The 24,992-nt window shown below is 64.2% G+C and carries 23 protein-coding genes and 1 tRNA gene; 2 read left to right on the top strand and 22 right to left on the bottom strand.

Features of this window, described 5'->3' with window-relative positions; all coding sequences use genetic code 11:
• Positions 1–27: 27 nt before the first annotated feature.
• Together ACQCSV_RS06615 and ACQCSV_RS06610 are read right to left on the bottom strand one after the other, a co-directional pair.
• Positions 28–1,341, bottom strand: a complete 1,314-nt coding sequence (locus ACQCSV_RS06615; RefSeq protein ID WP_426939369.1) for an AI-2E family transporter — start codon at positions 1,339–1,341, stop codon at positions 28–30.
• A gap of 40 nt (positions 1,342–1,381) precedes the next feature.
• Positions 1,382–2,341, bottom strand: coding sequence for an aldose 1-epimerase family protein (locus ACQCSV_RS06610; RefSeq protein ID WP_426939368.1), 960 nt, complete (start codon positions 2,339–2,341; stop codon positions 1,382–1,384).
• Between the two features lie 150 nt (positions 2,342–2,491).
• Here ACQCSV_RS06610 and galT point away from each other — a divergent pair, with 150 nt between their 5' ends.
• Together galT and galK are read left to right on the top strand one after the other, a co-directional pair.
• The gene (gene galT, locus ACQCSV_RS06605; RefSeq protein ID WP_426939367.1) at positions 2,492–3,664 is read left to right on the top strand and encodes a galactose-1-phosphate uridylyltransferase; all 1,173 of its coding nucleotides are present in this window, start codon (positions 2,492–2,494) and stop codon (positions 3,662–3,664) included.
• An 83-nt stretch (positions 3,665–3,747) separates the two neighbouring features.
• Complete coding sequence (gene galK / locus ACQCSV_RS06600) at positions 3,748–4,890, top strand: galactokinase (RefSeq protein ID WP_426939535.1); 1,143 nt, start codon at positions 3,748–3,750, stop codon at positions 4,888–4,890.
• Positions 4,891–4,992: 102 nt separating this feature from the next.
• On the opposite strand, the gene ACQCSV_RS06595 is transcribed toward galK, so the two are convergent.
• The 20 genes from ACQCSV_RS06595 to ACQCSV_RS06500 all read right to left on the bottom strand — a co-directional run bounded on the left by ACQCSV_RS06595 (position 4,993) and on the right by ACQCSV_RS06500 (position 24,605).
• Positions 4,993–5,910 carry a Bax inhibitor-1/YccA family membrane protein gene (locus ACQCSV_RS06595; RefSeq protein ID WP_354153936.1) on the bottom strand — a complete coding sequence of 306 codons (918 nt, stop codon included), beginning with the start codon at positions 5,908–5,910 and terminating at the stop codon, positions 4,993–4,995.
• Between the two features lie 130 nt (positions 5,911–6,040).
• Complete coding sequence (locus ACQCSV_RS06590) at positions 6,041–6,754, bottom strand: ABC transporter ATP-binding protein (RefSeq protein WP_426939366.1); 714 nt, start codon at positions 6,752–6,754, stop codon at positions 6,041–6,043.
• Positions 6,741–7,589: an ABC transporter ATP-binding protein gene (locus ACQCSV_RS06585; RefSeq protein WP_354154212.1), complete on the bottom strand. Its 849-nt coding sequence runs from the start codon at positions 7,587–7,589 to the stop codon at positions 6,741–6,743. Before ACQCSV_RS06585 ends, ACQCSV_RS06590 begins: the two co-directional genes overlap by 14 nt.
• A gap of 77 nt (positions 7,590–7,666) precedes the next feature.
• On the bottom strand, positions 7,667–8,920 hold the full coding sequence (locus tag ACQCSV_RS06580; RefSeq protein ID WP_354153937.1) for a branched-chain amino acid ABC transporter permease: 1,254 nt from the start codon (positions 8,918–8,920) through the stop codon (positions 7,667–7,669).
• Positions 8,917–9,921 (bottom strand): branched-chain amino acid ABC transporter permease, encoded by a 1,005-nt coding sequence (locus ACQCSV_RS06575; protein ID WP_354153938.1) that lies wholly within the window; start codon positions 9,919–9,921, stop codon positions 8,917–8,919. The genes ACQCSV_RS06580 and ACQCSV_RS06575 overlap by 4 nt, the downstream gene beginning before the upstream one ends.
• A gap of 85 nt (positions 9,922–10,006) precedes the next feature.
• Positions 10,007–11,239 carry a branched-chain amino acid ABC transporter substrate-binding protein gene (locus ACQCSV_RS06570; RefSeq protein ID WP_354153939.1) on the bottom strand — a complete coding sequence of 411 codons (1,233 nt, stop codon included), beginning with the start codon at positions 11,237–11,239 and terminating at the stop codon, positions 10,007–10,009.
• 333 nt (positions 11,240–11,572) lie between these two features.
• Positions 11,573–11,646, bottom strand: a tRNA-Leu gene (locus tag ACQCSV_RS06565).
• Between the two features lie 20 nt (positions 11,647–11,666).
• A complete protein-coding gene (locus tag ACQCSV_RS06560; protein ID WP_354222317.1) occupies positions 11,667–12,611 on the bottom strand; it encodes an N-acetyltransferase in 945 nt (314 codons plus the stop codon).
• A gap of 111 nt (positions 12,612–12,722) precedes the next feature.
• Entirely contained in the window at positions 12,723–14,222 is a 1,500-nt protein-coding gene (locus tag ACQCSV_RS06555; RefSeq protein ID WP_354153941.1) for an FAD-dependent oxidoreductase, read from the bottom strand.
• Between the two features lie 38 nt (positions 14,223–14,260).
• Positions 14,261–15,637: a S8 family serine peptidase gene (locus ACQCSV_RS06550; protein ID WP_354153942.1), complete on the bottom strand. Its 1,377-nt coding sequence runs from the start codon at positions 15,635–15,637 to the stop codon at positions 14,261–14,263.
• A 35-nt stretch (positions 15,638–15,672) separates the two neighbouring features.
• Positions 15,673–16,620: a Ppx/GppA phosphatase family protein gene (locus ACQCSV_RS06545; protein ID WP_354153943.1), complete on the bottom strand. Its 948-nt coding sequence runs from the start codon at positions 16,618–16,620 to the stop codon at positions 15,673–15,675.
• Positions 16,617–17,288 (bottom strand): DUF501 domain-containing protein, encoded by a 672-nt coding sequence (locus ACQCSV_RS06540; protein WP_354153944.1) that lies wholly within the window; start codon positions 17,286–17,288, stop codon positions 16,617–16,619. Before ACQCSV_RS06540 ends, ACQCSV_RS06545 begins: the two co-directional genes overlap by 4 nt.
• A gap of 28 nt (positions 17,289–17,316) precedes the next feature.
• Positions 17,317–17,976, bottom strand: a complete 660-nt coding sequence (locus tag ACQCSV_RS06535) for a septum formation initiator family protein (protein WP_354153945.1) — start codon at positions 17,974–17,976, stop codon at positions 17,317–17,319.
• 135 nt (positions 17,977–18,111) lie between these two features.
• Entirely contained in the window at positions 18,112–19,392 is a 1,281-nt protein-coding gene (eno, locus tag ACQCSV_RS06530) for a phosphopyruvate hydratase (RefSeq protein ID WP_354153946.1), read from the bottom strand.
• A 132-nt stretch (positions 19,393–19,524) separates the two neighbouring features.
• Positions 19,525–20,115 (bottom strand): MazG nucleotide pyrophosphohydrolase domain-containing protein, encoded by a 591-nt coding sequence (locus ACQCSV_RS06525; RefSeq protein ID WP_354222353.1) that lies wholly within the window; start codon positions 20,113–20,115, stop codon positions 19,525–19,527.
• A 118-nt stretch (positions 20,116–20,233) separates the two neighbouring features.
• Complete coding sequence (locus tag ACQCSV_RS06520; protein ID WP_354153947.1) at positions 20,234–21,382, bottom strand: adenosine deaminase; 1,149 nt, start codon at positions 21,380–21,382, stop codon at positions 20,234–20,236.
• Positions 21,383–21,409: 27 nt separating this feature from the next.
• A complete protein-coding gene (locus ACQCSV_RS06515; protein ID WP_354222320.1) occupies positions 21,410–22,150 on the bottom strand; it encodes a DedA family protein in 741 nt (246 codons plus the stop codon).
• A 105-nt stretch (positions 22,151–22,255) separates the two neighbouring features.
• Positions 22,256–22,885 (bottom strand): DedA family protein, encoded by a 630-nt coding sequence (locus tag ACQCSV_RS06510; protein ID WP_354153949.1) that lies wholly within the window; start codon positions 22,883–22,885, stop codon positions 22,256–22,258.
• Between the two features lie 5 nt (positions 22,886–22,890).
• Positions 22,891–24,204, bottom strand: coding sequence for a thymidine phosphorylase (locus ACQCSV_RS06505; RefSeq protein ID WP_354153950.1), 1,314 nt, complete (start codon positions 24,202–24,204; stop codon positions 22,891–22,893).
• Positions 24,201–24,605, bottom strand: coding sequence for a cytidine deaminase (locus ACQCSV_RS06500; RefSeq protein ID WP_354153951.1), 405 nt, complete (start codon positions 24,603–24,605; stop codon positions 24,201–24,203). Before ACQCSV_RS06500 ends, ACQCSV_RS06505 begins: the two co-directional genes overlap by 4 nt.
• Between the last annotated feature and the right edge of the window lie 387 nt (positions 24,606–24,992).

The following is a 24,992-nucleotide window of genomic DNA, read 5'->3' as shown; positions in this document are numbered from 1 at the left end:
GATACGGCTCCGGCGCCTTGGCTCATCTCAGGCCTCGGCGTCCGGATTGGCTGCTTCTGTGCTGGCTGCGGCTTCCTTGCCACGCTTGGGCCTGCCGCCCGGCAACCGGACATCCCTGATGAAGTCATCATGGTCCAGGCCTGGCGTCACTGTCCCACCGGGGATTGCCAGCACCTGTTCATGTTCCCACGTTCTGGCCGCGATGTAGCGAATCGCGGAGTTTGCTACGGCGAGGATGGGCACCGAGAACAGCGCGCCGGGGATACCCGCAAGGTACGAACCCGCGGCCACGGAGAGGATCACAGCCACCGGATGCAGGGACACGGCCTTGCCCATCACGAGTGGTTGGAGGATGTGGCTCTCCAGCTGCTGGACCAACAGCACGATAGCCAGCATGATCAGGGCATTGACCGGACCGTTGGCCACCAGGGCCAGGAGGACGGCGATGGCCCCGGTCACCAGAGCACCGACCACCGGGATAAAGGAGCCGATGAACACGAGCACGCTCAACGGCAGGGCCAGCGGCACCCCGATGATGGCCGCGCCGGCGCCGATGCCTACCGCGTCAACAAAGGCAACAAACATCTGGATCCGTGCGTAGCTGACCATGGAGGCCCAGCCCTTACGACCGGCACCGAAGGTTGCCGCACGTGCCTTCTTCGGGAGGAGGCGCACCAGGAAGGCCCAAATCCTGTCGCCTTCGAGTAGGAAGAAGATCAGGATGAACAGCGCCAGCACCATTCCCGCGGCGAAGTGGCCCGCAGTGCTGCCAAAGGACAACGCACCGCTGAGGATGCTGCTGCTGTTGTCCTGGAGTGCGGTGGAGGCTTCTTTGAGGTACTGGTCGATCTGGTCGGCGGTGAGGTGCAGGGGTCCATCGGCCAGCCAGTCCTGGATCTGCTTCACACCCGTCAACGACTGGGACCACAGTTCGCCAAAACCTGAAGTCAGCTGGCGGCCCACCAGGGCAAGGGCACCAACGATCACTCCGATGAAACCCACCACCGTGATGGCCACCGCGGCACCGGTTGGCAGCCGCCTCCTGCTAAGCCAGCGCACCACGGGGCTCAGCAGCCCGGCCAGCAGTGCGGCCACCATCACGGGAATGATCAGGAAGCTGATCCGGCTGAACAGCCAGACCAGGGCACCAGCCATCAGCAGGATGAGGCCGAGCCGCCATGCCCACGACGCTGCGATCCGGATGCCGTACGGAATGTCCTGCTCCAGATCCCGGTCCGCCCGCAGGCTGCCCGGGGCGGCAGTTTCCACCGGCCGGTCCGTAGCAGGCAGCGTGCCTGTGGGCAATGAATCGGATGGGGCGGCGTCCTTGTCTGGCGTCATAGCCTAATACTTCCTCAGCACCGGCCCTTATGCGAAACGGCTACCCGGCCCCGTCCAGGGCAGCCTCTATCCCCCAGGCCATCGTGAACGCTTCCCCGGCCGGGAGCCAGCGCAGCCCGTCACCGGAGTTGAAGGCATTGGCCGGACCCGTCATGGGTTCGATGGCCACCGCCTTGGGCCTGCCAGGCAGTTCGGTTGTCACGAAGATGTGGACGTAGCCGCAGGATTCGTCCTGCCACAAGGTCACGCTGCGGCCGTCAGGTGCACTGAGCACATGGCGGGCCGCCCCGCCGTCGAACGTTATGTCCGTCAAGGCGACGTCGACCTCGAGGCCCCCCAGCCGTTGACCGTTGCGGAAGTCACTGTCCCCGCTAACGGGTTCGGAGCTGCGCGGGATCAGGCGTTCGTCCGCCACCAGGCGGGTATCGGCGGCAACGGTCAGGGTCAAGTGATCCACGTCGGCATCGCCCAGCCGCAGGTATGGGTGGGCGCCCAGGACGAACGGCGCCGGGGCGTTGGAATCGTTGACCAGCGTCTGGCGGACTTCCAAGCCAAGATCCTCAGTCAGGAGGTACTGGACCCGGTGCCGCACCAGGAACGGGTAGCCATGCTGCGGGAAGACCGTCGCCTCGAGGGTCACTGAATATTGCGACTCATCAACCAGACTGTAGGCGGAGTTGCGGAGCAGTCCATGGCTGGCGTTGTTCCGCGAAACCTCCGTGATGTCCAGCTGTTGCTTCTTTCCGTCGAGGTACCAGACCCCGTCCTCCACCCTGTTTGCCCAGGGCGCGAGAGTGATCCCGGCGGCACCAGCAGAAATCTCTGCGTCCCCATACGTCTCGGTGAGCAGGATACCTGCGCGGCTGTAAAGCCGCAGGCCGGCGGCAAGCTCCGTCACTACGGCCGACGCGTCACCCCTGCGGAGCTCGTACTGCCGGCCGGTGGCGTAGGTCTGGAATCCGGCGGGAATGCCCGTGTCCGGGGTTGCACTCGAAGTCATGAGCACCACCGTAACAGGGGCACGGCCGGCCTGCCATTGCCGCAAATGTTATCTTTTGTGTGAAACTATTCTTTTTTGAGCGAAATGTGGGATGATCGAGGCAACGGACGCCCGCCATCTGCCGGCACCAGCACGCAAAGGACCCCCGCCATGACAGGTATCACCGCCACAACGCTCGCCGATGGCCGGGAGCTGATCTACTTCGACGACGGCGCAACCGCCCAGCCCCGCACAGCGTCCACCACCACCGATCACCGGCCGCTGCCGGAGCGCGGTCAGCCCGGCGAGGTCCGGTTCGATGCCCTCAGCGACGAGTGGGTGGCCGTCGCAGCCCACCGGCAGTCCCGCACGCACCTCCCGCCGGCCGACCAGTGCCCCATCTGTCCCACCACGCCGAACAACCCCTCCGAGATCCCCGCCCCCGACTACGACGTTGTGGTGTTTGAAAACCGCTTCCCGTCGCTGGGTCCGGCGGTGGGACCTGTGCCGTCCGCCCCGGCCTGGGGCACCACGGGGCCCGCATACGGACGCTGCGAAGTAGTGGCGTTCACGCCCGAGCACACGGGATCCTTCAGCGGCCTGAGTGAGGCGCGCGCCCGGACTGTTGTAGAGGCGTTGGCGCACCGCACCGAAGCCCTCAGCAACCTGCCGGGGATCAAGCAGGTGTTCCCGTTCGAAAACCGCGGGGCCGACATCGGTGTCACGCTTCACCACCCGCACGGGCAGATCTATGCGTACCCTTACATCACGCCCCGCGCAGGGGTCATCGGCGCGGCAGCACGCAAGTTCTACGATGGGTCCGACGGGCGGCAGACGCTCACGGGCTCGCTGCTGCGCGCAGAACGGGAGGACGGGAGCCGAATGGTGATGGAGGGCGAGAACTTCAGCGCCTACGTACCGTTCGCTGCCCGCTGGCCGTTGGAGATCCACCTGGTGCCGCACCGGCAGGTGCCCGACCTGGCCGCCCTGAGCGGGGAGGAAAGGGACGAACTGGCGCATGTCTACCTTCACCTGCTTAAACGGCTGGATGCGCTGTATCCGACGCCGACACCCTACATATCAGCCTGGCACCAGGCCCCCCTCGACGACCTCCTGCGCCCCGCAAGCTACCTGCACCTCCAGCTGACGTCGCCCCGCCGGGCAGCGGACAAGCTCAAGTTCCTGGCCGGCTCCGAGGCCGCTATGGGCGCCTTCATCAACGACACCACCCCGGAAAGCGTCGCGGAGCGGCTCCGTGCCGTGGTGGTCCCCGAGTCCAGCCCGTTCCCCGACACGACCGCCCCCGCCCCTCACGGGGCACTGCCTGAAGGAGCACACGCGTGAGCGCCTCCCCTGACCCATTGATTGCCCAGCTGGCCAGCCCGCCGGAACCCGGGACGGCGAACCTGAGCACAGCACAGCCCGGCATGGCGGATCTGGCCGCCCGCTTCGAGCAGGAGTTCGGCAGGCTGCCCGACGGCGTCTGGCAGGCACCGGGACGCGTGAACCTCATCGGCGAGCACACCGACTACAACGAAGGGTTTGTGCTCCCGTTCGCGATCGACAAGACCGCCCGGGTGGCCGTCGGAGTCCGTGCGGACTCTACGGTCCGGCTCCTGTCCACTTATGGTGACCACGGCATGGTCAGCGCCGACCTCGGCTCTTTGGACGCGGCTTCCGCCAAGGGCTGGACGAAGTATCCGCTCGGTGTGATGTGGGCGTTGCAGCAGCAGGGCATCACCGTTCCGGGCGTGGACTTGTTGCTTGATTCCACCGTTCCCCTGGGCGCCGGCCTGTCCTCATCGCACGCCATCGAATGCGCGGTCATCTCAGCCCTGAACGACCTGACGGGAGCCGGGCTTGAACCCGAGGAGATGGTCCTCACCACGCAGCGCGCCGAGAACGACTTTGTCGGCGCCCCCACCGGCATCATGGACCAGTCAGCGTCGCTGCGCGGCTCCAAGGGGCATGCCGTGTTCCTGGATTGCCGCGACCAAAGCGTCCAGCTGGTTCCCTTCGAAGCAGAACCAGCGGGGCTGGTGATGCTGGTCATCGACACCAAGGTCTCCCACTCACACTCCGACGGCGGCTACGCCTCCCGCCGTGCGTCCTGCGAACTGGGGGCCGAGGTCCTGGGCGTGAAGGCACTGCGTGACGTCCGGTTGGAGGACCTGGAAGAAGCCGCCGGCCTCCTGGACGAGGTCACCTACCGGCGCGTGCGCCATATCGTGACGGAAAACGACCGGGTGCTGCAGACCGTGGAGCTGCTGGCCAGTGCGGGCCCCGTTTCCATTGGTGCCCTGCTGGACGCCAGCCACGTTTCCATGCGGGACGACTTTGAGATCTCCTGCCCGGAGCTGGATCTGGCGGTGGCCACCTCCCGCGCCAACGGCGCAATCGGCGCCCGGATGACCGGCGGTGGCTTCGGCGGGGCAGCGATCGCCCTCACGCCGGTGACGTCGGAGCAGCAGGTGCGCGCCGCCGTCGTACGTGCCTTCGCAGACGCCGGCTACACGGCCCCTGACATCTTCACGGTGACCCCGGCAGCAGGAGCCATGCGCATTTGCTAGCGCGGATACGCATAAAAAAGAGGGCCCCACCTGATGCGAAATGCATCGGTGGGGCCCTCTTCTTATTGGACAGAATTACGACGGCGGAACTTCCGCTGGGCGTTAGTCGTCGCCGCGGAGGATGGCGAGCAGCCGGATGATCTCCACGTAGAGCCACACCAGCGTGACCGTCAGCCCAAACGCTGCCGTCCAGGAGAAGCGCTGCGGAGCGCCGCTCTGCACGCCGGCTTCGATGCTGGTGAAGTCCATGATCAGGGAGAAAGCAGCCAGGCCGATGGCCAGGATGCCGATGAAGACGCCCAGCGGGATACCGAAGATATGCACGCTGGTGCGCAGTCCAAACGGGGAATCCACGGCACCGGTCCACATCATGACCATGTTGACGATGGCAAAAACTGCATAGCCGATGGTGGCAATCATGAAGAAGCGCATGGCCTTGGGAGTGGCCCGGACCTTGCCGCTCTTGAATAGGAGCAGGGTCACGGCGAAGACTGACAGCGTACCGATGACGGCCTGCAGCCCGACGCCCGGGTACATCAGGTCGAGAATGCGTGTGAGCCCGCCGAGAAACAGTCCTTCGAGTCCGGCATAAGCAAGAATCAAAGCCGGTGACGGCTGCTTCTTGAAGGTGTTCACCAGCGCCAGGACAAAGCCGCCCAGTGCACCGACGATCATCAGCATTGATGCAAGCCCCATGCTGACGAAAAGGGTGACTGCGGCGCCGACCATCAGGACGCCCAGGCATGATGCGGTCTTAACGATGACGTCGTCGAACGTCATGCGGCCGGTGTCCGCAGGTCCGGCTGCCGGCTGGTTGTACATCTGGCGCAACTGCTCATCGGTCATGTTCTGCTGCTGGCCCCAACCGTTCTGGGGATCCATGACCTGGCCGGGAGCCCGCTGGCCATAAGGCTGCTGGCCGGACTGGGCCTGCCCGTAGGGCGCCTGCGGGACACGCGGTGCCTGCGTCGCTCCACGGAAATTCTTTCCGTTGAAGATCGGGTTTCCGCCAAGTGCCATTGCTGGTGTCCTCCAAGTAAAGGGTTGAGTCGTGACTTACGAACCACGCTACCAATTTCCACGTACCCACGCAGCGATTAGTTCCCCACCCAGGCCGCCGCAACCTAACCGTGATGCGGCAAGGTATTCCTCAGCCAACCCCCAGATAGGCCTCTTTGATGGCGGGGTTGGCCAAGAGTTCCTTTCCGGTGCCGCTGTGCGTGATCTCCCCGGTCTCTAGGACAAACGCGCGATGGGCGCCGGCCAGCGCCTGGTTGGCGTTCTGTTCAACCATGAGCACCGTTGTGCCTTGCTGGTTGATCTCCCTGATGATCTTGAAGATCTGGCGGATGAATTGCGGTGCCAGCCCCATGGAAGGCTCGTCAAGGAGCAGAAGTTTCGGATTGGACATCAAGGCCCGGCCGATCGCCAGCATCTGCTGTTCGCCGCCGGACATGGTGCCACCGTATTGCTTGATCCGTTCCTTAAGTCTGGGGAACAGGTCAAATACGCGCTCGAGATCCTGCGGCACTCCGGCCCTGTCCTTTCTGCCGAAGGTTCCCATGTCCAGGTTTTCCATCACGGTCATGCCCGGAAAAATTCCGCGCCCCTCCGGAGCCTGCGAGATGCCGCGTACAACCCTGACATGGGCCTTCATCTTGGTGATGTCCTCACCGGCAAACGTAATTTTGCCGGCGGCAGGATTAAGGATCCCGGAGATTGTCCGCATAGTGGTCGTCTTGCCGGCTCCGTTCGCGCCGATCAGCGACACAACCTCGCCTTCGTTGACCGAAAACGACATGTTCCGGATGGCGCGGATACGTCCGTAGAAAACGGAGATCTCTTCGACTTCAAGCAACGTCATCTTCGGGCTCCCCCAGGTAGGCCGCAATAACCCGCGGGTCTTCACGGATGGCCCGTGGCAGGCCATCGGCAATCTTCTTACCAAACTCCAGGACCACGATCCGGTCCGTCACGCCCATCACCAGCTTCATGTCATGCTCAATCAAAAGGACCGTGTAGCCTTCGTCCCGAATGGTGCGGATGAGAGCCATCAGTTCTTCCTTCTCAGCCGGATTAAATCCGGCCGCAGGCTCATCCAGGCACAGAACCTTGGGATCTGTGGCCAGGGCACGAGCTATCTCCAGACGGCGCTGGTAGCCATAGGGCAAGTGGCGCGACAGGAAGTGCGCGTGGTCACCGATGCCAACAAAGTCAAGCAAAGCCATTCCACGCTCGATCGCCGATTTCTCCTCCCGGACGTGGGTTGGGAGCCTCAGCAATGCCCCGCCAACGCTGGTCCGGTGCCTGGCGTCCAGACCCACCACAACGTTTTCCAGGGCAGTCATCTCGCCGAAAAGCCGGATGTTCTGGAATGTCCGTGACAGCCCCAGCCTGGTGATCTTGTGCTGCTTTAGCCCGTTGATGATCTGGCCTTCAAGTACCACCTGGCCGCTTGTTGGTTTGTACACGCCGGTCATGGCATTGAAGCACGTGGTCTTCCCAGCCCCGTTGGGTCCAATCAGTCCAAGGATTTCGCCGCGCCTGATGTTGAAGCTGATGTTGTCCAGTGCCACCAGACCACCGAACTTGATGGTGAGGTTCTTGACCTCAACGATGTTCTCGCCAACCTTGGCCGAAATATCGCGATCCGGCGCAACCTTTTCGGCGAGGTCGGGTTCAACCCCGGCCTCCGCCATGGCCTCGACGTCTGGACCGGCCTGCGCGTCGGCCGGATCCATTGCCTCATGCGCTCCAGGCAACCTGTTGTTCTCGCTCATGCCTGGGCTCCTTTCCGGGTGCGGCCCTGCTCCGGGCCCCCGGCCGGCGGTTTTCCTGCCGACGATGGTCCGGTGATGTCCTTTTGAGCCAGCCTTTGGTATGCGGTCCGGCCGTAGGCGAGCAGCCGCTGCCGTGCAGGGAGGAGGCCTTGGGACCGGAAAATCATGATCAACACAAGTGCTATGCCGAATATGAGGTATTTATACTCTGCGATTGCCGTGAACCTCAGCGGGATGTAGCTGACAATCGCGCCGCCCAGAATCGCGCCGACCTTGTTGCCGGCGCCACCGAGTACAACGGCCGCAAGGAACAGGATAGACGTCGTGACGTCAAATTTCTGGTTGTTCACGAAGCCCACCTGCCCGGCAAACAAAGCGCCTGAGAGGCCACCGATGGCTGCCCCGATCGCGAACGCCCAAACCTTGTATTTGAACGTGGGAACGCCCATGATCTCCGCAGCGTCCTCATCTTCGCGGATAGCGATCCAGGCACGCCCCACCCGGCTGCGTTCCAGGTTGCCCACCAGCAGGGTGATGATGATGATGATGGTCAGCGTGAGCCAATACCAGGGCACGCCATTGGAATTCGAGAAAACCGGAGTCCCGTCCGCCTCGGTTCCCGGCGGGTGGCCCACGTTCTGAAAGCCCACCTGGCCCTTCATGGCGGGGATGATGGTTGCCAGAATACGGACGATCTCGCCGAATCCAAGCGTCACGATGGCCAGGTAGTCACCCCGAAGCCGCAGGGTTGGCACGCCGAGCACCACTCCGAAGAACATGGTCACTGCCATGGCAATGGGGATTGTCCACAGGTAGGGGATGTGCAGGAAAGGAGAGTCCGGGCTGGTCAGCATCGCGGCACAGTAGGAACCCACGGCGAAAAAGGCCACGTAGCCAAGGTCCAGGAGGCCCGCATAGCCGACTACCACGTTCAGTCCGACGGCGATGAGTGCGAACCGCGCCATGTCGAAGCAGGCGAGTGCGAAGTTGTTTCCGGGTTCCGTGGTGATAATCGGTGGATTGATCACCGGCAGCAGGTAGGCCAGGACCACCACGATAATGAGGAAGGCCCACTGCTGCTGGCGGGACAAGGCGTTCCAGCGGTCGCCCCAGGCTCCAAAAATGCCGTGCCTGCCCTGTCTTTCGGGTGTCACGCTGCTTCCGGGTCCGGATTTTACGGCCTCGCGGTCGGCCGCTGCCTGGGCAGCTGCGGCCTCCGGAAGTGGTGTTGGTCCGTCGATCATGCTCATGCTTTGCTCCTTCCCAAGGAGGTGCCCAGAATACCCTGCGGCCGGAGCAGAAGCACCAGCACCAGGATGACGAACGCGACGACGTCGGTCCACTGGGAGTTGCCGAGCAGGATCTGCCCGTAATTGCCGATAAGGCCGAGGAGCAGTCCGCCCAGAAGCGCGCCGCGGACGTTGCCGATCCCGCCCAGCACAGCAGCTGCGAACGCCTTGATGCCCAGCACGAACCCGCCGTTGTACTGAACGCCGGAAGGAATCTTCATGACGTAGAACAGTGCGGCGGCCCCGGCCAGGATGCCGCCGATCACGAACGTGGTGATGATAATCCGCTCTTTGTTGACGCCCATGAGGGTGGCCGTATCCGGGTCCTGGGCCACTGCACGGATACCGCGCCCGGTCCTGGACTTGCTGATGAAACGCTCGGTGGCAACCATCATGATGACGGCGGCGATGATGATGACCAACTGCTGGGAATCCACGATGGTGCCGAAGACATCAAAGATCGGGGAAGGCCGGAACATGGTCAGTGCCAATTCCGGGCTCGGGCCCCGCCAAAGGTAGATCAGGTACTGGATAGTGAAGGAAGCGCCGATTGCCGTGATCAGGAAGACCAGCCGGGGAGCGTTCCGTTTTCGGAGCGGCTTGTAGGCCACGCGCTCCAGCAGGAAAGCGGTCAGCGCGGAGGCAACCATCGCCACCACCAGCGCCAGCACCAGGTTCAGGACGATGGACCAGAATTCCAGCCTCGGAGCCGATGGTCCGAAGCCCAGGTTGCTGAGGGTGAAGAAGACTGCGTAGCAGCCAACGATGAACACTTCCGAGTGCGCAAAGTTGATGAGGTTCAGAACACCGTAGACCAGGGTGTAGCCGAGAGCCACCAAGGCATATATTGCGCCAAACGTCAGGCCGTCAAACGTTGCGCTCCAGAAGTTTTCCATAAGCGATGGAATGTCGAAGGAAATCCAGTCATTTTCCATCGGTAAATGAACGAGCAGAGGAAGCATTGGGACATCCTGTCAAACGGTAGGTCAGAAAAGGCTGTGGGGCCGGCAGAAGCTGGCCCCACAGCCTGTTGCTGTCAGAGAACGGCTAACCGCCGATCGGACCAATCGGAACGATCTTGCCGTTCTCCACCTTGTAGCCGTAAACAGTCGGCGCCTGAAGTTCGCCCTTTGCATCCCACTTGTAGTGCTTGCTCAGGCCGTCCTTGTCGTACGACTTGACCCACGACAGCAGGTCCGGACGCGCTTGCTTGCCCGCATCGATGCCGGACAGCAGCACGGTTGCCGCGTCATAACCCTCGATTGAATATGTTCCGGGCTCTGCGCCGTTGGCGAGAGCCTTGTACGCGGTAGCGAAGTCCGGGATCAGCTCACCTGGGATACACGGGCACGTGAAGTACGCGTTGTTGGACGCGTCGCCGGCCTGCTTGATGAACTGATCGTCCTTGACGCCGTCAGGTGCCACGAACGTCCCGGTGAATCCCTTGGCCGAAAGCTGCTGGTCGAAAGGTGCGCCCTCAGCGTAGTACCCCGAGTAGAACACGGCATCGGCCTTGGCGTTAATGATCTTGGAAATCACGGCCGAGAAGTCCTTTTGCCCGGTGGTTACCTTCTCGGTCCCTACCAGTGCAGTGCCCAGTCCCTCTGATGTCGAGGTACCCAGTCCGATGCCGTAATCGGAATCGTCCTGGACGAGGTAGACCTTCTTCGCGCCGAGCTTGCCGGTCAGGAACTTGGCTGCGGCCGGCCCCTGAACGGCATCGTTACCCAGTCCCCGGAAGAACGTTGTCCAACCGTTCCCGGTCAGGGTGGGGTTGGTCGCCGAAGGCGTGATGTGGACAAGACCCTTTTGCTCGAAAATGTTGCCGGTAGCCTTCGACTCACCCGAGAACGGGAGGCCGATGACGCCAACAATTTCAGCCTCGCTGACCATCTGGGTCACAGGACCAGTGGCCTTGTTCGGGTCGCCTTCCGTGTCGAACTTCTTGAACTGGACCTGGCAGCCGGGATTCGCGGTGTTGTGCTGGTTGATGGCCAACTGGATGCCGTTGAAGATGTTGATACCCAGCTGGGCATTTGGCCCTGTCTGTGCACCGGCATAAGCCAGCGTGGTGGTTGCAGCGCAGGTGGCCTTGCCGTCGCCCTTGGGCAGGACAGCACCACTGGGCACGTCCACCTTGGAGATCGAAGGGATGTTGACCTTGTTGGAAGCTCCAGAGCTGTCAGTCGTGGTTGGCCCCGCCTGATTGGCACAGGCCGAGAGTGCGAGGGTAAGGGTGGCCGCCGCCGCCCACGAGGTGATGACTTTCTTTCGGTACATTTATTAACCTTCCGAGCCGGAATATCTCGACAGCTGCTGCGGATGACCGAGGCAGTTACACGTACTTTTCGAAATTTGTTTCCTGAGACTACTACTAAATGTGTGTCGCAGAACACATACGGTCCGGCGTGGCCATTCCGGGATGTGCGCGTTGGATCAGGTGTTCCTGATTTAACTTCAAGCTAATGCAAATCTGCGGAGGATATAAGTGACTGAGGTCACATCCTTATAACAGTCGTTGCATATGCGAAATCAATGAACGGGAGAGGTCTGTTGAGGTCACGCAGGAGGCGCGGAAGGGCGCGTCAGGAGGAACTCCCTAGGGAGAATGTGTACCCCAGGTGGGACTCGAACCCACAACACGCGGATTTTAAGTCCGCTGCCTCTGCCAATTGGGCTACTGGGGCGCCCGGTCCATGGTATCCCGTCATTCGCCTGCAAGCGGTCCGGCGTACCGGAACGTCCCGTGGACCCCGCCGGGCCAGACGGCTAGCGGGAGCAGTTGGAAGTGGTCCCCCCAGGCTGCGTCCGGCGGGAGGACGCCGAAGGAGGCAGCCGGGACAAAGCCGAAGCGCGGGTAGTATTCGGTGCTGCCCAGCAACGCAATCCCGCCCTCCCCCGCTGCGTTGGCCCGAGCGATGGTGTCGTTCATGAGGGCAGTGCCGATCCCATGGCGCTGCAGCCTGGGTGTCACACCGATGGGCCCGAGCCCCAGCAACCCGTAGTCGCCCACCCAGCCCCGTGTGCTGATCACATGGCCGACTATCTCGTCGTCGAGCACCGCCACCACGCTGAACTCGGGCAGGTAGTCCTCGCACTCGAAGAGCCGGCGGAGCACGTCCACCTCCTCGGGCTCCCCGTCCACCGGCAGGCCCGTGACCGGGGAGACCGCGGACGCCTCGCCCGTCAACGTGAGGATCTTGTCCCTGTCCGCAGCCGTCTCGTTCCTGAGCAGCAGCTCGGGCCGCGGCACGTCCCGGCTGACCGCTGACAGCTCAGCTAGGGCTTCGACGGCGCGTGGTGCGTCGGCCACCGGCACCAGCAGGTGGTCGTGGTGGAAGCCGGCCAGCACGTTGCAGCTGATCCTGGCGTCGGTCAGGGCCTTCCCGACGGCGGCGGTCAGGCCAACAGCCTCCAGCGCAGAGTGCACTTCCAGGGTGATCCAAGCCGCCACAAAGTCGTAGTGCAGCCCCAGGCTGTCCGCCCTTTCCCGCGGCAGGACGACCGTGAGGCCCTCAGCCTCACGCACGGCAGCTTCGATGCCAGGCTCGAGCTGCCTGCCATGCGGCCACAGGACATAGACGTACTCACCCTCGCGCAGCACCGGCTTCAGTGTTGCCAGCAGGGTCTGGAGGTTCTTTTCGCCAGTCATAGTGCCAGTCTAGAAGGGACACCCAGCGGGATACGCAAAACGGCGGCCATCCCCATCAAGGGGACAGCCGCCGTCGGGCGATACTGCTAATGCTTCCTCAGGAAGCCAGTGCTACTTGGCGTCCGCGGTGACCGACTGCTTGGTGTCCACGCCGGTGGCTGCCGCTGAGCCCGGGTGGGCCGCTCCGGCGGATGCCTCCGGCGCGCTGGCCGCCGGGGCAGGAGCAGCCGCAGCCGGCTTGGGAGCCGGTGTGGCGGCGGCCACGAAGGCACCGCGCGGGTTGTCGAGGTCGATCAGCTGGGTGGTGTCACGGCCCATAAAGAATGCGAGGATCCAACCCATGATGACGCGGACCTTGCGCTCCATGGTGGGCATGGCCATACCGTGGTAGCCGCGGTGTGCCAGCCAGGCGAGCGGGCCCTTGAGGCCGATGCGGCCCAGGATGTTGATGTTGGCAACACCCTTCCACTCGCCAAAGCCGGCCACAGCACCCAGGTTCTTGTGCTTGTAGTCTTTCAGTGGCTTGTCCCAGCGCGAAGCCCACAGGTTCTTGGCGAGGCGCTTGGCCTGGCGAAGTGCGTGCTGGGCGTTCGGGACGCAGGTGCCGTCCGGCAGGCCGCTACCCGTGAGGTCCGGCACTGCGGCGATGTCTCCGGCGGCCCAGGCGTTGTCGATGATGCCTTCATCGCCAGCGATGCGGAGGTCCGGCAGGACACGGACGCGGCCGCGCGGTTCCAGCGGGAAGTCGGAGGAGCGGATCATCGGGTTGGCCTGCACGCCGGCAGTCCAGACGAGTGTGTCGGCTTCGAATTCCTGGGCCAGGGACTTGTCCGGGAGGTTGATGAGCTTCAGGGAGCCCTCAGCGCTGTCCAGGGAGGTGTTCAGCAGGACCTCGATGCCGCGGCTGCGGAGGTGCTCCACAACCCATTCGGCCTGCGGTGCAGTGACCTCGGGCATGATCCGGCCCATGGCTTCAACCAGGACGAAGCGCACTTCTTCCTGACGGATGCGGGGGTTGTTCTTAACCGCGGCGCGGGCCAGGTCTTCCATTTCGGTGATGCACTCGATGCCGGCGAAGCCGCCACCAACAACCACGAAGGTCAAGGCCTTGGCGCGGGCAGCCGGATCCGCGATGGTGGACGCGGCCTCGATGCGTTCCAACACCTTGTTACGAAGGGCCACAGCTTCTTCGATGGTCTTCAGGCCAATGCCCTTATCCGCCAGGCCCTTGATGGGGAAGGTGCGGGTGATGGCGCCTGCGGCCACCACGATGTCGAAGTAGGGGATCTCGATGTGCTCTCCGCCGTCCGCGGGCGCCACGATGGCGGTGCGGTTGGCGTGGTCGATCGAGGTGACGCTGCCCTGGATGAGTTCAGTCTGCTTCAGGTGCTGGCGGTGCGAGACCACTGCGTGGCGGGCCTCGATGTTGCCGCCAGCCACTTCGGGCAGGAAAGGCTGGTAAGTCATGTAGGGCAGTGGATCCACGAGGGTAACGATGCCACCGGCATTCGCGATCTTCTTCTGCAGTTTGAGTGCTACGTACAGGCCGACGTATCCGCCGCCGACGACGAGTACCCTGGGACGGTCCTGGAGCTCTGGGGTGGTTGCCATGATTTAAGGATACCGCAGTTTGTGAAAATCTTCACTAACTATGTTTTGCCGCCTGAATCCACGGTTTGGAAGGCTCCGGTATCCGGTTCGTCGCGCGCCGTTCCTGGGTTTCGGGCCGCCCGGCGCAGCTGGATGAGGGCCGCAGCGATGATCGCCAGAAATAGTGCCACTGAGCCGATCACGACGGCGGCGCCAACGGCACTGTCACGCTGTGAAGGCGCCTTTGGAGCGGGCACAGTGGGCTCGGGCAGTGTGGGAACGGCACTGGCCACTTCGCCTGTGGGCACCGGCGCCGGCGCACCCAGGTTGCCGCGCCGGTGTACCCTGATCCAGTCCGAGATGGAGCCGAGCGGGTTGGTGGCGGCTTCCGGTACGGAGTCTTTTAGGGCGGCCTCGGCGTTCAGCACGCCAAACCCGTATAGCGGGTCTTTTCCGGCAGGACCGGCATCCTTGGCCGTGCTGACGATCCGATTGATGACCTGTTTGGCGCTCATCTCGGGCCACTTGGAACGGATGAGTGCGGCCACGCCGGCAACGATCGGGGCAGCACCGGACGTTCCCGCCCATTCCGCATAACCACCGCCGGGCAGCCCGCCCAGCAGGTTCTCGGCCGGGGCCGCCACGCCGATGCTGATCCCTTGGGAAGATGAGTCGACGCTCGCCATGCCCTTGCGGTCCAGGCCGGCAACCGTGAGGACGCCGGGGATGGTGGCGGGCGCCCCCACCTGAAGGTTGCCGCCTATCCGGTTTCCGGCGGCGGCCACGATGACAACATCCTTCTGTTCGGCATAGAGGAAGGCAGCATCCCAGCTCTGGGGCCACTGCGGCGTGGTGCTGCCCAGCGAAATGTTGATGACTTTGGCCCCGTTGTCCACGGCCCAACGGACCGCTTCCGGGATCTGGTCCTGATCGCTCTTGCCCGCGGGGTTGGCCGATCCGAGCCACGTTGAGACGGACAGGATCTCAGCTTCAGGAGCCACCCCAATCATGCCGTCCGGCCCGGTGGTGGCAGCCGGGCCGGGACTGGGCGAGGAGGTGGCGCCTGCCGGCTGGTGTCCGCGGCCGGCCAGTATGGTGGCGACCAGCGTCCCGTGTTCCGGCTTTACGCCCAGGCTTTTCTGGCCGTTAGGGCTGCCTGCCCCGGACACGTCGAAGCCTCCGGTGACGGCGCCCTTCAGGTCCGGGTGCTGGGCATCCACGCCGCTGTCGATCACCGCGATTTTCACACCGGCGCCCTTGGAAACCTCCCAGGCCTTCGTAATTCCGGATTCGCCAAGCCAGTACTCCCTGTCCCGTTCAGCGTCGGCCCTGGCCGCAGGCGCAAAAGTCAGTCCGGCGGCCAGGCTGACGCCGGCAAGGGTTATCGCCAGGAGAGCTGACGCGGCCCGGCGGAACCGTGCAGTTGCTCTGGTCATATGGGTTTCCGATGCTTGGTTGGCTGATGGCCTGGTTAGCGGAGGCTCAGGGCAATTCCGTCAAGAATATCGTGTTCGCTGGCCGTGGCAGTCACGATCCGGCCGGCGGTGAGTTCATTCAGCCGCTCGAGGATGCGCCGCCACACCAGTCCGCCGGCACCCATAACGTCAACCCGGCCGGGGTGCATGTACGCCAGGTCGGCACGTTCTCCCCTGGTCATGTGCAGGAGGTCGGTGGCGGCTTCGGTAATAGTGCCGATGGACAGTTCCGTCCCGTGGATGGCCGCCGGCGAATACGCCGGAAGCCGCAGGGCGTGGGCGGTGATGGTGGTGATCGAGCCGGCCACCCCGACGACGGCGGTGGCGCGTTCCAGCGGAACGTCCAGCCCAGCAAGGGTGATGGCGGCGTCGACGTCGGCTTCCGCGGCGGCGATCTGTTCTGCCGTGGGCGGATCGTCCTGCAGGTGCCGTTCGGTCAGCCGGACGCAGCCGACATCTACGGACTTCGCGGCCGTGACACCGCCAGCGGTGCCGAGGACAAACTCGGTGCTTCCGCCGCCGAGGTCAACTACCAGCACGTGCTCGCCGTCGAGGATGGGCAGGACGCTGCTGGCGCCGGCGAAGGACAGGGCTGCTTCTTCATCGCCAGAGATGACTTCAGGCTCAACGCCCAGCAGGTCCCGGATCCCGTCGACAAAGACCTGGCGATTGCGCGCGTCCCGGCTGGCTGACGTTGCCACAAAGCGGATGGACTCGGCGCCGTGTTCGCGGATCATTGCGGCGTAATCCGCGGTGGCCGCGAAGGTGCGCTCCAGCGCTTCAGGGGCGAGTTCGCCGGTGGCGTCCACGCCCTGGCCCAGCCGGACCACCCGCATTTCCCGGACAACGTCGGTGAGCGTCGTTGTGCCGTTGCTGCGGTCGATGTCGGCGATGAGCAGGCGGAGCGAGTTCGTGCCGCAGTCGATGGCGGCGACGCGGGTCATGCCCCAGCCCCGTCAGTGGCTGCGGGCTTGCGGTCCGGAGCGGGCCGGCCCACGATCTCCGGCAGCCCCTGGGGTCCGTGCCGGCTGAGGTCCTTCGACGGGGCCTCCCCTGCCGTGTCCCACGCGCCGTCGCAATGGCAGCGGTCCGCGGTCCACCATTCGCTGATTCCGGCAATGGCCTCATCCCCCAGCGGGTTTACGCCGGGCCCTGCCGCGAGGGAGTGGCCCACCAGGACGTGGAGGCATTTGACCCGGGTGGGCATGCCGCCAGCGGAGATGCCGTTAATCTCCGGGACAGCGCCGATGCCGGAACGTTGGCCAATGGCTGTGCGGGCTCCGAGGTAGTCTTCGTGCGCTGCACGGTAGGCAGCCGCGAGCGGCTCATCGGCGCTGAGGCGTTCGTTCATGTCGTTCATCAGCCCGGCAGCTTCCAGCCGGGAAACCGCCGAAGTGATGACGGGGTGGGTCAGATAAAACGTGGTGGGAAACGGGGTCCCGTTGCTCAGCCGCGGCGCCGTGGCGGCGACGAGGGGGTTGCCGCAGACGCAGCGCGCCGGGATTTCCACCACATCGCGTACGGGCCGTCCCAGCTGCCTGCTGAGTACTTCAAGATCATGTGCTGATGGCTGGCGGGATTGCTCCGGCGCAGTCGCCGTGTTTTTTTCCACTGGCGCGGGCCATCCTTCCTCTAGCTGTTCAGTCTGTGGCCGCACGCCTGATGGACTCCCACAGGGAATCCACCCACGGCAGATCTGCGGGGTCTTGTGCCGCTGTGGCGGTCAGGCTACTTCTTGATCCGGCCGGCAGATCGCTGCCGAAGACCCAGTAGCCGGATTCACCCGGCATAACCATGTTAATGCGGTCGCGGGCCTGCTGTTTCACGTAGTTCGGATCCTGCCAACGTGAAATCTGCTGGCGCAGGCCGTCCTGCTCGGCCTGGCGAGCGGCGATATCGGCGCTGAGGGCGGCGAGTTCGGCGCGTTTGTCGAAGAAGATCTTCACGGTGGGTGCCAGCATGATCGTGATGGCAATCATGACCACGGCCAGTGCCAGCATGCGCCCGGAGAACGCCTTGGCAGGGACGGGCTGGGTGTCGTCCCGAGTGCTGTCAGGCTTCGGTGTCTTGCCTGTGGCGTTACCGCCGTGGCCGTTCCCCTTGCCGGCCGGGCGCCGGGTGTTCGTTGTGGACGTTCCGGCGTTCAATGCCGTGCCGGTTTTTCCCTTGGTCCCGCCCTTTGCACTGCCGGCTGCAACGCCAAAATCGGCGCGGATGACGCCGGCGGCTTCCGCGGCCGGGTCCGTGGTGGCCTGATGCCTCGAAGCGGCCTTGGGAACTTTGGGACGGCGGGTAACCATGACACTCCTGAAACGTGCGGCCGGCCTCAGGCCGCATCTCTGCGATTGATGCCGGCTCAATCAATGCCTGCTAAAACAAAAACCGGTGGCTATGGTCTTTCAACCATAGCCACCGGTCAGAGGTTTACGCGGCTACTAGCCCTTGAAACGCGGGAAGGCGCTGCGGCCGGCGTAGCGTGCGGCGTCGTCGAGTTCCTCTTCGATGCGCAGCAGCTGGTTGTACTTGGCAACGCGCTCGGAGCGTGCCGGTGCGCCGGTCTTGATCTGGCCGGCGTTGGTGGCCACCGAGATGTCGGCGATGGTGGTGTCCTCGGTCTCGCCGGAGCGGTGCGAGGTGATGGTGGTGTAACCGGCGCGCTGGGCCAGGCTGACGGCGTCCAGCGTTTCGGTCAGTGAACCGATCTGGTTGACCTTGACCAGCAGCGAGTTGGCGGTCCTGGTGTCGATACCGCGCTGCAGGATGGCCGGGTTGGTGACGAAGAGGTCATCGCCCACGAGCTGGACCTTGTCACCGATGCTGTCGGTGAGGGTCTTCCAGCCCTCCCAGTCGTTCTCATCCAGGGGATCCTCGATGGAAACCAGCGGGTAATCTGCCACGAGCTCGGCGTAGTAGGCGCTCATCTCGGTGGCGGACAGCGCCTTGCCTTCGAACTGGTAGGCGCCGTCCTTGAAGAACTCGGAGGAGGCGACGTCCAGGGCCAGGGCGATGTCCTTGCCCGGGGTGTAGCCGGCGTTGGTGATGGCTTCCTGGATCAGGTCCAGGGCTGCACGGTTGGACGGCAGGTTCGGTGCGAAGCCGCCTTCGTCACCGAGGCCGGTGGACAGGCCCTTTGCCTGCAGGACGGACTTGAGGTTGTGGTAGACCTCAACGCCCCAGCGGAGGCCCTCGGAGAAGGTCTCTGCGCCGATCGGGACAATCATGAATTCCTGGATGTCTACGTCGGAATCGGCGTGGGAGCCACCGTTGAGGATGTTCATCAGCGGAACCGGCAGGACGTGCGCGTTGGGGCCGCCCAGGTACTTGTACAGCGGCAGGTCTGCGGAGGCGGCTGCTGCATTGGCAACGGCCAGCGAAACGCCCAGGATGGCGTTGGCGCCGAGCTTGGCCTTGTTGGGCGTGCCGTCCAAGTCAATCATGGCCTGGTCAATGCTGCGCTGGTCCGTGGCGTCGAAGCCGGTCAGCGCCGGAGCGATCTGGTCAATGACAGCGTCAACGGCCTTCTGGACACCCTTGCCGAGGTAACGTCCCTTATCGCCGTCACGGAGCTCAACAGCCTCGTGCTCACCGGTGGAGGCACCGGAGGGTACTGCCGCGCGGCCGATCTGGCCGTCGGAAAGCAGTACTTCAACTTCTACGGTCGGGTTTCCGCGGGAATCGAGGATTTCGCGGGCGTGGATGGCATCGATAAGCGCCATGGATGTGCTCCTTATGGGCGATTTTGGGGGAACGAACAGCTGGAAAAATGCGTTAAATCTGGGACGTCCTCGTCAGGACCAAGCCTAGTCGAGAGTGGTGCAGGTTACGGAACTCTATCCATCACCCGGACGTCATGATGGTGCCAAGAACTGCCGCCGGATGGCGCCACGAAGGGCACGTTCGGCGTCGAATCCGCTGGCGCGTGCGGAGCCGACGACAGCGAGCAGCAGGTCGCCGAGTTCCTCCTCTGTTTCGAATGGCTCCGGGGTTTCGACAGGCTCAACCACCGGTGATTGAGCCCGTCGAAATCCGGCCCGCTCGGCCCGGTCAAGGAACTTCTGCGCCTTCGCCAGGGCCGGCAGTGCGTCCGGGATCCCCTCAAAGGGCCCCGTACGCTCCGGACGTTCCGCGGTCTTCACGGCGTCCCATTTCCGGACGATCTCCGCCACCGAGGCCGGGAAGCTGTCCCGGAGCGTGCCGTCGGGCCGGAAGACATGCGGATTGCGGCGGACCATTTTGGCACTCAGCCCGCGTGCGACGTCGTCGAACGTGAACGTGCCGCGCTCCTCGGCTAGACGGGCGTGCAGCACCACCTGAAGCAGCACATCGCCCAGTTCGCCGCGGAGCTCGGCGTCACCCGCGCCGGTCTCGATGGTCTCGGCAACCTCGAAGGCCTCCTCGAGGAGGTACTCCACCAGCGAGGCATGCGTGAGGGCGGCCATCCACGGGCAGTGCTCGCGCAACTGGGCTACGATCCCCAGCAGCTCCCCCAGCTCGCAAGCTCGCCCGGGAACCCCTGCCGCCGTGGGCCCATCCAGCAGCCGATCGATGGGAGCCTGCTCAGCCAAGGTTGTCGTAGGCGTCGTTGATGTATTCCACCAACGCTTCCTTCTCTTCAAGCGGCAGGAAGGACGCTTCGGCAGCGTTAAGCGTGAGCTCCAGCAGATCGTCGAGGTCGTAGTCGAAGGTTTCCACGAGGAGTTCGAACTCGTCCGTGAGGGTGACGCCGCTCATCAGCCGGTTGTCGGTGTTGATGGTGACGTTGAAGCCCAGCTGGTACAGCATGTCCAGCGGGTGGCTCTCGATGCCCTCGCCGAAGCCGGCGATCGCTCCGGTCTGGAGGTTCGACGACGGGCAGATTTCCAGGGCGATGCCGCGGTCGCGGATCCAGCTGGACAGGTCACCCAGGGTGACCAGGCCGATGTTGTCCTCGTCGCTCGCGGCGTCGTCGTCTTCGTCGTCGAACTCCACCATGATGTCCTCGGCGATGCGGACGCCGTGGCCCAGGCGCAGTGCCCTGCCGTCAACGAGGGCGGACTGGATGCTTTCGAGCCCGGCAGCTTCGCCGGCGTGCACGGTCGCGGGGAAATTATGCTGGGCGAGGTAGGTGAAGGCGTCCTTGAACCTGGACGGGAGGAAGCCGTCCTCGGCTCCGGCGATGTCAAAGCCCACAGCGCCCTTGTTGCGGTGGCGGACAGCGAGTTCGGCGATCTCCTGGCCACGGTCTGCGTGGCGCATGGCGGTGATCAGCTGACCCACCTGGATTTCGCGGCCGCTCTCGGTCACGGCGTCCACGCCGGCTTCGAGGCCTTCCTGCACCGCTTCAACAACGTCGTCCAGGGACAGGCCCTTCTGGAGGTGCTGCTCCGGCGCCCAGCGCACTTCGCCGTACACCACGCCGTCGTCCGCGAGGTCCTCGACGAATTCCTTGGCGACGCGGATGAGGCCTTCCTTGGTCTGCATCACGGCGACTGTGTGGTCGAACGTCTCCAGGTAGCGGACCAGCGAGCCGGAGTCCGCGGACTCACGGAACCACTCGCCCAGGGCCACCGGGTCGGTGGAGGGCAACGTGTGGCCAACGGCCTCGGCCAGTTCGATGATGGTGGCTGGACGGAGACCACCATCCAGGTGGTCGTGGAGCGAAACCTTAGGCAGGCTCGTCAGGTCGAAATCGATGGCAGGGGCGGCGTCAACAATAGGCTCAGTCACCTTCCAACCTTAGGGTCGGCAGGAGGCTTATGCCAGCCGGTTCTTTCCGGGCTGCTCCGCCTCGGCCGGGGCGGGCGTATGCAGTTGCGAAACCGCGGTGTGCGCGGGCACGGAACCTTCCGGGCCGCCGTCGAGCCATTCATCTACGGTTTCGGCGTCGTTGCGGGCCAAGTGCTTGTGCCACCAACGCAGGAGGTGGTCGATCAGGACGCCGAAGACTATAGCGAACACCACGGCAATGCCTGCGCTGAGCAGCGGGTTGTCGTGAAGCCACGGGAAGGAACTGGCCAGCAGCCCGATGCCGATGGAATACCCCACCCAGGTGAAACAGGCGAAAGCGTCCAACAGGAAGAACCGGCGGTGCGCAAAACCGGTACTGCCGGCCACATAGTTAACCGCCACCCGGCCCCAGGGAATATAGCGCGCCGTGAAAATCAGGACGGCGCCGCGCTTTTCGAGTTCATACCGTGCCCAGCCAAAGGCCTTCTGCACCTTGGGTCGGCGCATCCACTTCCAGCGGTCAAGGCCGATCCTGCGGCCAAGCATAAAGGCCATGTTGTCACCGGCCATGGCACCGATCAGCGCAGTCGCGCCCAGGATCCAGAGATTCGGTTCACCGCTGTGCCGGGAAAACGCGGCCAGCGCCACAATCAGTGTCTCGCTGGGGACCACCATGGCGAAGCCGTCGATGAAGAAGAACACAAGAAGGACCGGGTAGATCCACCATTGGCCGGCTGCATGGAGCACGGCCTCATTAATAAACTCCACGCGGGTCTTGCTCCTAGACGAAATGATGCAGCCGGAAGTGACGTAAGTCGCTCTTCAGTGTCCCATGCCCGGGACCCCGCCCGCTACGCACGGACGGCGCAAACCCTAGGCTTCTGGATCCTTCAGCCGCACCACCACAGGAACCTTTCCCCGGATGCGGTTAATGATCAGATCCACCACGATTCCAAGGCCCACGGCGCAGACGATTGCGATGGCCGCGCCGAGCAGATGGTTGTTTTCGAACCACTGGCCGAAGAACAGCCCGATACCCACGGAGTAGGAGGCCCAGAGCGTGGCGGAGAGCACCGTCAGGCCGACGAACCGCACGTGCGAATAGTGGGTCACGCCCGCGGTGAGGTTGACGGCAACCCTGCCGATGGGAATGAACCGCGCCACCAGGATGAGCGACGCCGGCCGCTTCCTCAGCTCGTCCCCTGCCCAGCGGAAGGCGCTTTGCATCCGCGGTCCGCGCATCCAGTGCCAGCGCCGGGTGCCCACCCGTCGTCCAATGAAGTAGGCCATGTTGTCGCCTGAGAAAGCGCCCAGGCCCGCGACCGCCATCAGCAGCCAGGGATTGGGGACTTCCGCGGTGGCGGCCACTGCGGCCAGCCCCACCACCACGGATTCGCTGGGGATCGGCGGGAAAAAGCCGTCGATCAGGCAGCAGGCCAGCACAAGGAGGAGCACCCATGGCTGCGCGGCGGCAGCGAGGATGAATTCATTGATGGCCTGCATTGTCCCTATGCTATTCGGTCGATGATGAGCCGCTGGGCCGGGCGCGACCCGTCGGGGGCCACCGTGACGGCGTGTTCAAGGGCTTCCTTGGCGCGCGCGAACTTTTCCGGTGTGTCCGTGAGCAGCGTCATCAGCGGCTCACCGGCGCGGACCATGGCACCGGGCTTAGCGTGCATGCGGATCCCGGCGCCGGCCTGGACGGCGTCTTCCTTGCGGGCACGACCTGCCCCAAGGCGCCACGCCGCAACACCCACTGCCAAGGCATCGAGCCCTACCAGGACACCGTCGGCCGGGGCGTAAATGACCTCGGATTCCTTGGCGACCGGCAGCTTGGCGCGCGGATCTCCGCCCTGGGCTTTGATCATCCGGTTCCAGACGTCCATGGCCCGGCCGTCCTTCAAGGCGGCGCGCACATCTGCGTCGTGGAGGCCCGCGCAGGCCAGCATCTCTTCGGCCAGCCGGACGGTGAGTTCGACGACGTCCTCCGGGCCGCCGCCTGCCAGGACCTCCACGGATTCCGCCACTTCGATCGCGTTGCCCGCGGTGAGGCCGAGCGGGGTGCTCATATTGGTCAGCAGCGCCACAGTGTTGACGCCCGCGTCCTTGCCGAGGGCCACCATGGTTTCGGCCAGTTCGCGGGCCCGGGCCTCGTCCTTCATAAACGCGCCGCTGCCCACCTTGACGTCCAGGACCAGGGACCCTGTGCCTTCGGCGATCTTCTTGCTCATGATCGAGGAGGCGATCAGCGGAATTGCCTCCACCGTGCCGGTAACATCACGCAGTGCGTACAGCTTCTTGTCCGCCGGCGCCAGCCCCGCCCCGGCAGCGCAGATCACGGCGCCGACGTCCTGAAGCTGCGCCATCATTTCGTCGTTGCTCAGGGCGGCCCGCCAGCCGGGGATCGATTCCAGCTTGTCCAGGGTGCCGCCGGTGTGGCCAAGTCCCCGGCCGGACAACTGGGGCACGGCCACGCCGAACACTGCCACCAGGGGTGCCAGCGGCAGTGTGATTTTGTCCCCCACTCCCCCGGTGGAATGCTTGTCGCTGGTAGCCTTCACGCCGCCGTCGGGCCGCCGGAGGCCGCCGAAATGCATCCGTTCACCCGAGGCGATCATGGCGGCCGTCCAGCGCGAAATTTCGGCACGGTCCATTCCGTTGAGCAGGATGGCCATGTTCAACGCGGCCATCTGTTCGTCCGCGATGACCCCGCGGGTGTAGGCGTCAATGGTCCAGTCGATCTGCTCCGGGCTCAGGACGCCCCGGTCCCGCTTGGTGCGGATAATGTCGACGGCGTCGAATGCCTCCGTTGCCTGTGTCACCGTGGATCCTCCAGGTTTTGGGGACCGAACGCGTCGGGCAGCACCTGGTCCATGGTTTTGATTCCTTGGGTGGTCATGAGTTCCATGCCAGGCGCGCGGAATTCATAGAGGAGCTGCCGGCAGCGGCCGCACGGCATCAGCACGTTGCCGGCGGAGTCCACGCAGTAGAACGCGCGCAGCAACCCGCCGCCGGTCATCTGCAGGTTTCCCACCAGGGCGCATTCAGCACACAGGGTTAGCCCGTAGCTGGCGTTCTCCACGTTGCAGCCGCTGACCAGCCGCCCGTCCTCGGTGAAGGCCGCGGCACCCACCGGGAACTTTGAATATGGGGCATAGGCGTTTTTCATGGCGTCGACGGCTGCGGCCTCCAGGGCCTGCCAGTCCACGGCGTTCTGTTCCATGGCCGTCATCCCTTGACGTACGGGATGCCGCTGGCCGCCGGCGGCCTGGACCTGCCCACCAGCACGGTCACCAAGTAGGGCACCATGGCCATGAATTGGCTGGACACCGGGGTGGCGCTACGACTCGGATTCAATGGGTGTCCGTTTCTACACTGAAATTCTGTTTCACTGAGGGGTTCGCAGCACGGCGCCGTAGCGCACTGATACAAGCCACACTAGTGGGCTGCAACACATCCGGTACCACATTGGAGCCGGATCCTGAAGATTGTTGAGAATTTGTTACTAACCAGTAGAAGTCGGCCTGGCGTTCCCCTCACTTTAAGCGCGAACGGACATTTGGGGCCCGCCGGGAGGGGCCTCAAATGTCCGTTCGCGCTGGTGGGGAGC

The organism is Pseudarthrobacter sp. S3 (assembly GCF_050156905.1).
In the GTDB taxonomy this organism is placed as follows: Bacteria; Actinomycetota; Actinomycetes; order Actinomycetales; family Micrococcaceae; genus Arthrobacter.
This window is presented reverse-complemented; position numbering and strand designations above follow the sequence as displayed.

Bases quoted from the DNA above. Each gene is read 5' to 3' on its own strand.
- ACQCSV_RS06615 (WP_426939369.1), bottom strand. From the start codon at position 1,341: ATGACGCCAGACAAGGACGCCGCCCCATCCGATTCATTGCCCACAGGC.
- ACQCSV_RS06610 (WP_426939368.1), bottom strand. From the start codon at position 2,341: ATGACTTCGAGTGCAACCCCGGACACGGGCATTCCCGCCGGATTCCAG.
- galT (WP_426939367.1), top strand. From the start codon at position 2,492: ATGACAGGTATCACCGCCACAACGCTCGCCGATGGCCGGGAGCTGATC.
- galK (WP_426939535.1), top strand. From the start codon at position 3,748: ATGGCGGATCTGGCCGCCCGCTTCGAGCAGGAGTTCGGCAGGCTGCCC.
- ACQCSV_RS06595 (WP_354153936.1), bottom strand. From the start codon at position 5,910: ATGGCACTTGGCGGAAACCCGATCTTCAACGGAAAGAATTTCCGTGGA.
- ACQCSV_RS06590 (WP_426939366.1), bottom strand. From the start codon at position 6,754: ATGACGTTGCTTGAAGTCGAAGAGATCTCCGTTTTCTACGGACGTATC.
- ACQCSV_RS06585 (WP_354154212.1), bottom strand. From the start codon at position 7,589: ATGGCGGAGGCCGGGGTTGAACCCGACCTCGCCGAAAAGGTTGCGCCG.
- ACQCSV_RS06580 (WP_354153937.1), bottom strand. From the start codon at position 8,920: ATGAGCATGATCGACGGACCAACACCACTTCCGGAGGCCGCAGCTGCC.
- ACQCSV_RS06575 (WP_354153938.1), bottom strand. From the start codon at position 9,921: ATGCTTCCTCTGCTCGTTCATTTACCGATGGAAAATGACTGGATTTCC.
- ACQCSV_RS06570 (WP_354153939.1), bottom strand. From the start codon at position 11,239: ATGTACCGAAAGAAAGTCATCACCTCGTGGGCGGCGGCGGCCACCCTT.
- ACQCSV_RS06560 (WP_354222317.1), bottom strand. From the start codon at position 12,611: ATGACTGGCGAAAAGAACCTCCAGACCCTGCTGGCAACACTGAAGCCG.
- ACQCSV_RS06555 (WP_354153941.1), bottom strand. From the start codon at position 14,222: ATGGCAACCACCCCAGAGCTCCAGGACCGTCCCAGGGTACTCGTCGTC.
- ACQCSV_RS06550 (WP_354153942.1), bottom strand. From the start codon at position 15,637: ATGACCAGAGCAACTGCACGGTTCCGCCGGGCCGCGTCAGCTCTCCTG.
- ACQCSV_RS06545 (WP_354153943.1), bottom strand. From the start codon at position 16,620: ATGACCCGCGTCGCCGCCATCGACTGCGGCACGAACTCGCTCCGCCTG.
- ACQCSV_RS06535 (WP_354153945.1), bottom strand. From the start codon at position 17,976: ATGGTTACCCGCCGTCCCAAAGTTCCCAAGGCCGCTTCGAGGCATCAG.
- eno (WP_354153946.1), bottom strand. From the start codon at position 19,392: ATGGCGCTTATCGATGCCATCCACGCCCGCGAAATCCTCGATTCCCGC.
- ACQCSV_RS06525 (WP_354222353.1), bottom strand. From the start codon at position 20,115: ATGGCCGCCCTCACGCATGCCTCGCTGGTGGAGTACCTCCTCGAGGAG.
- ACQCSV_RS06510 (WP_354153949.1), bottom strand. From the start codon at position 22,885: ATGCAGGCCATCAATGAATTCATCCTCGCTGCCGCCGCGCAGCCATGG.
- ACQCSV_RS06500 (WP_354153951.1), bottom strand. From the start codon at position 24,605: ATGGAACAGAACGCCGTGGACTGGCAGGCCCTGGAGGCCGCAGCCGTC.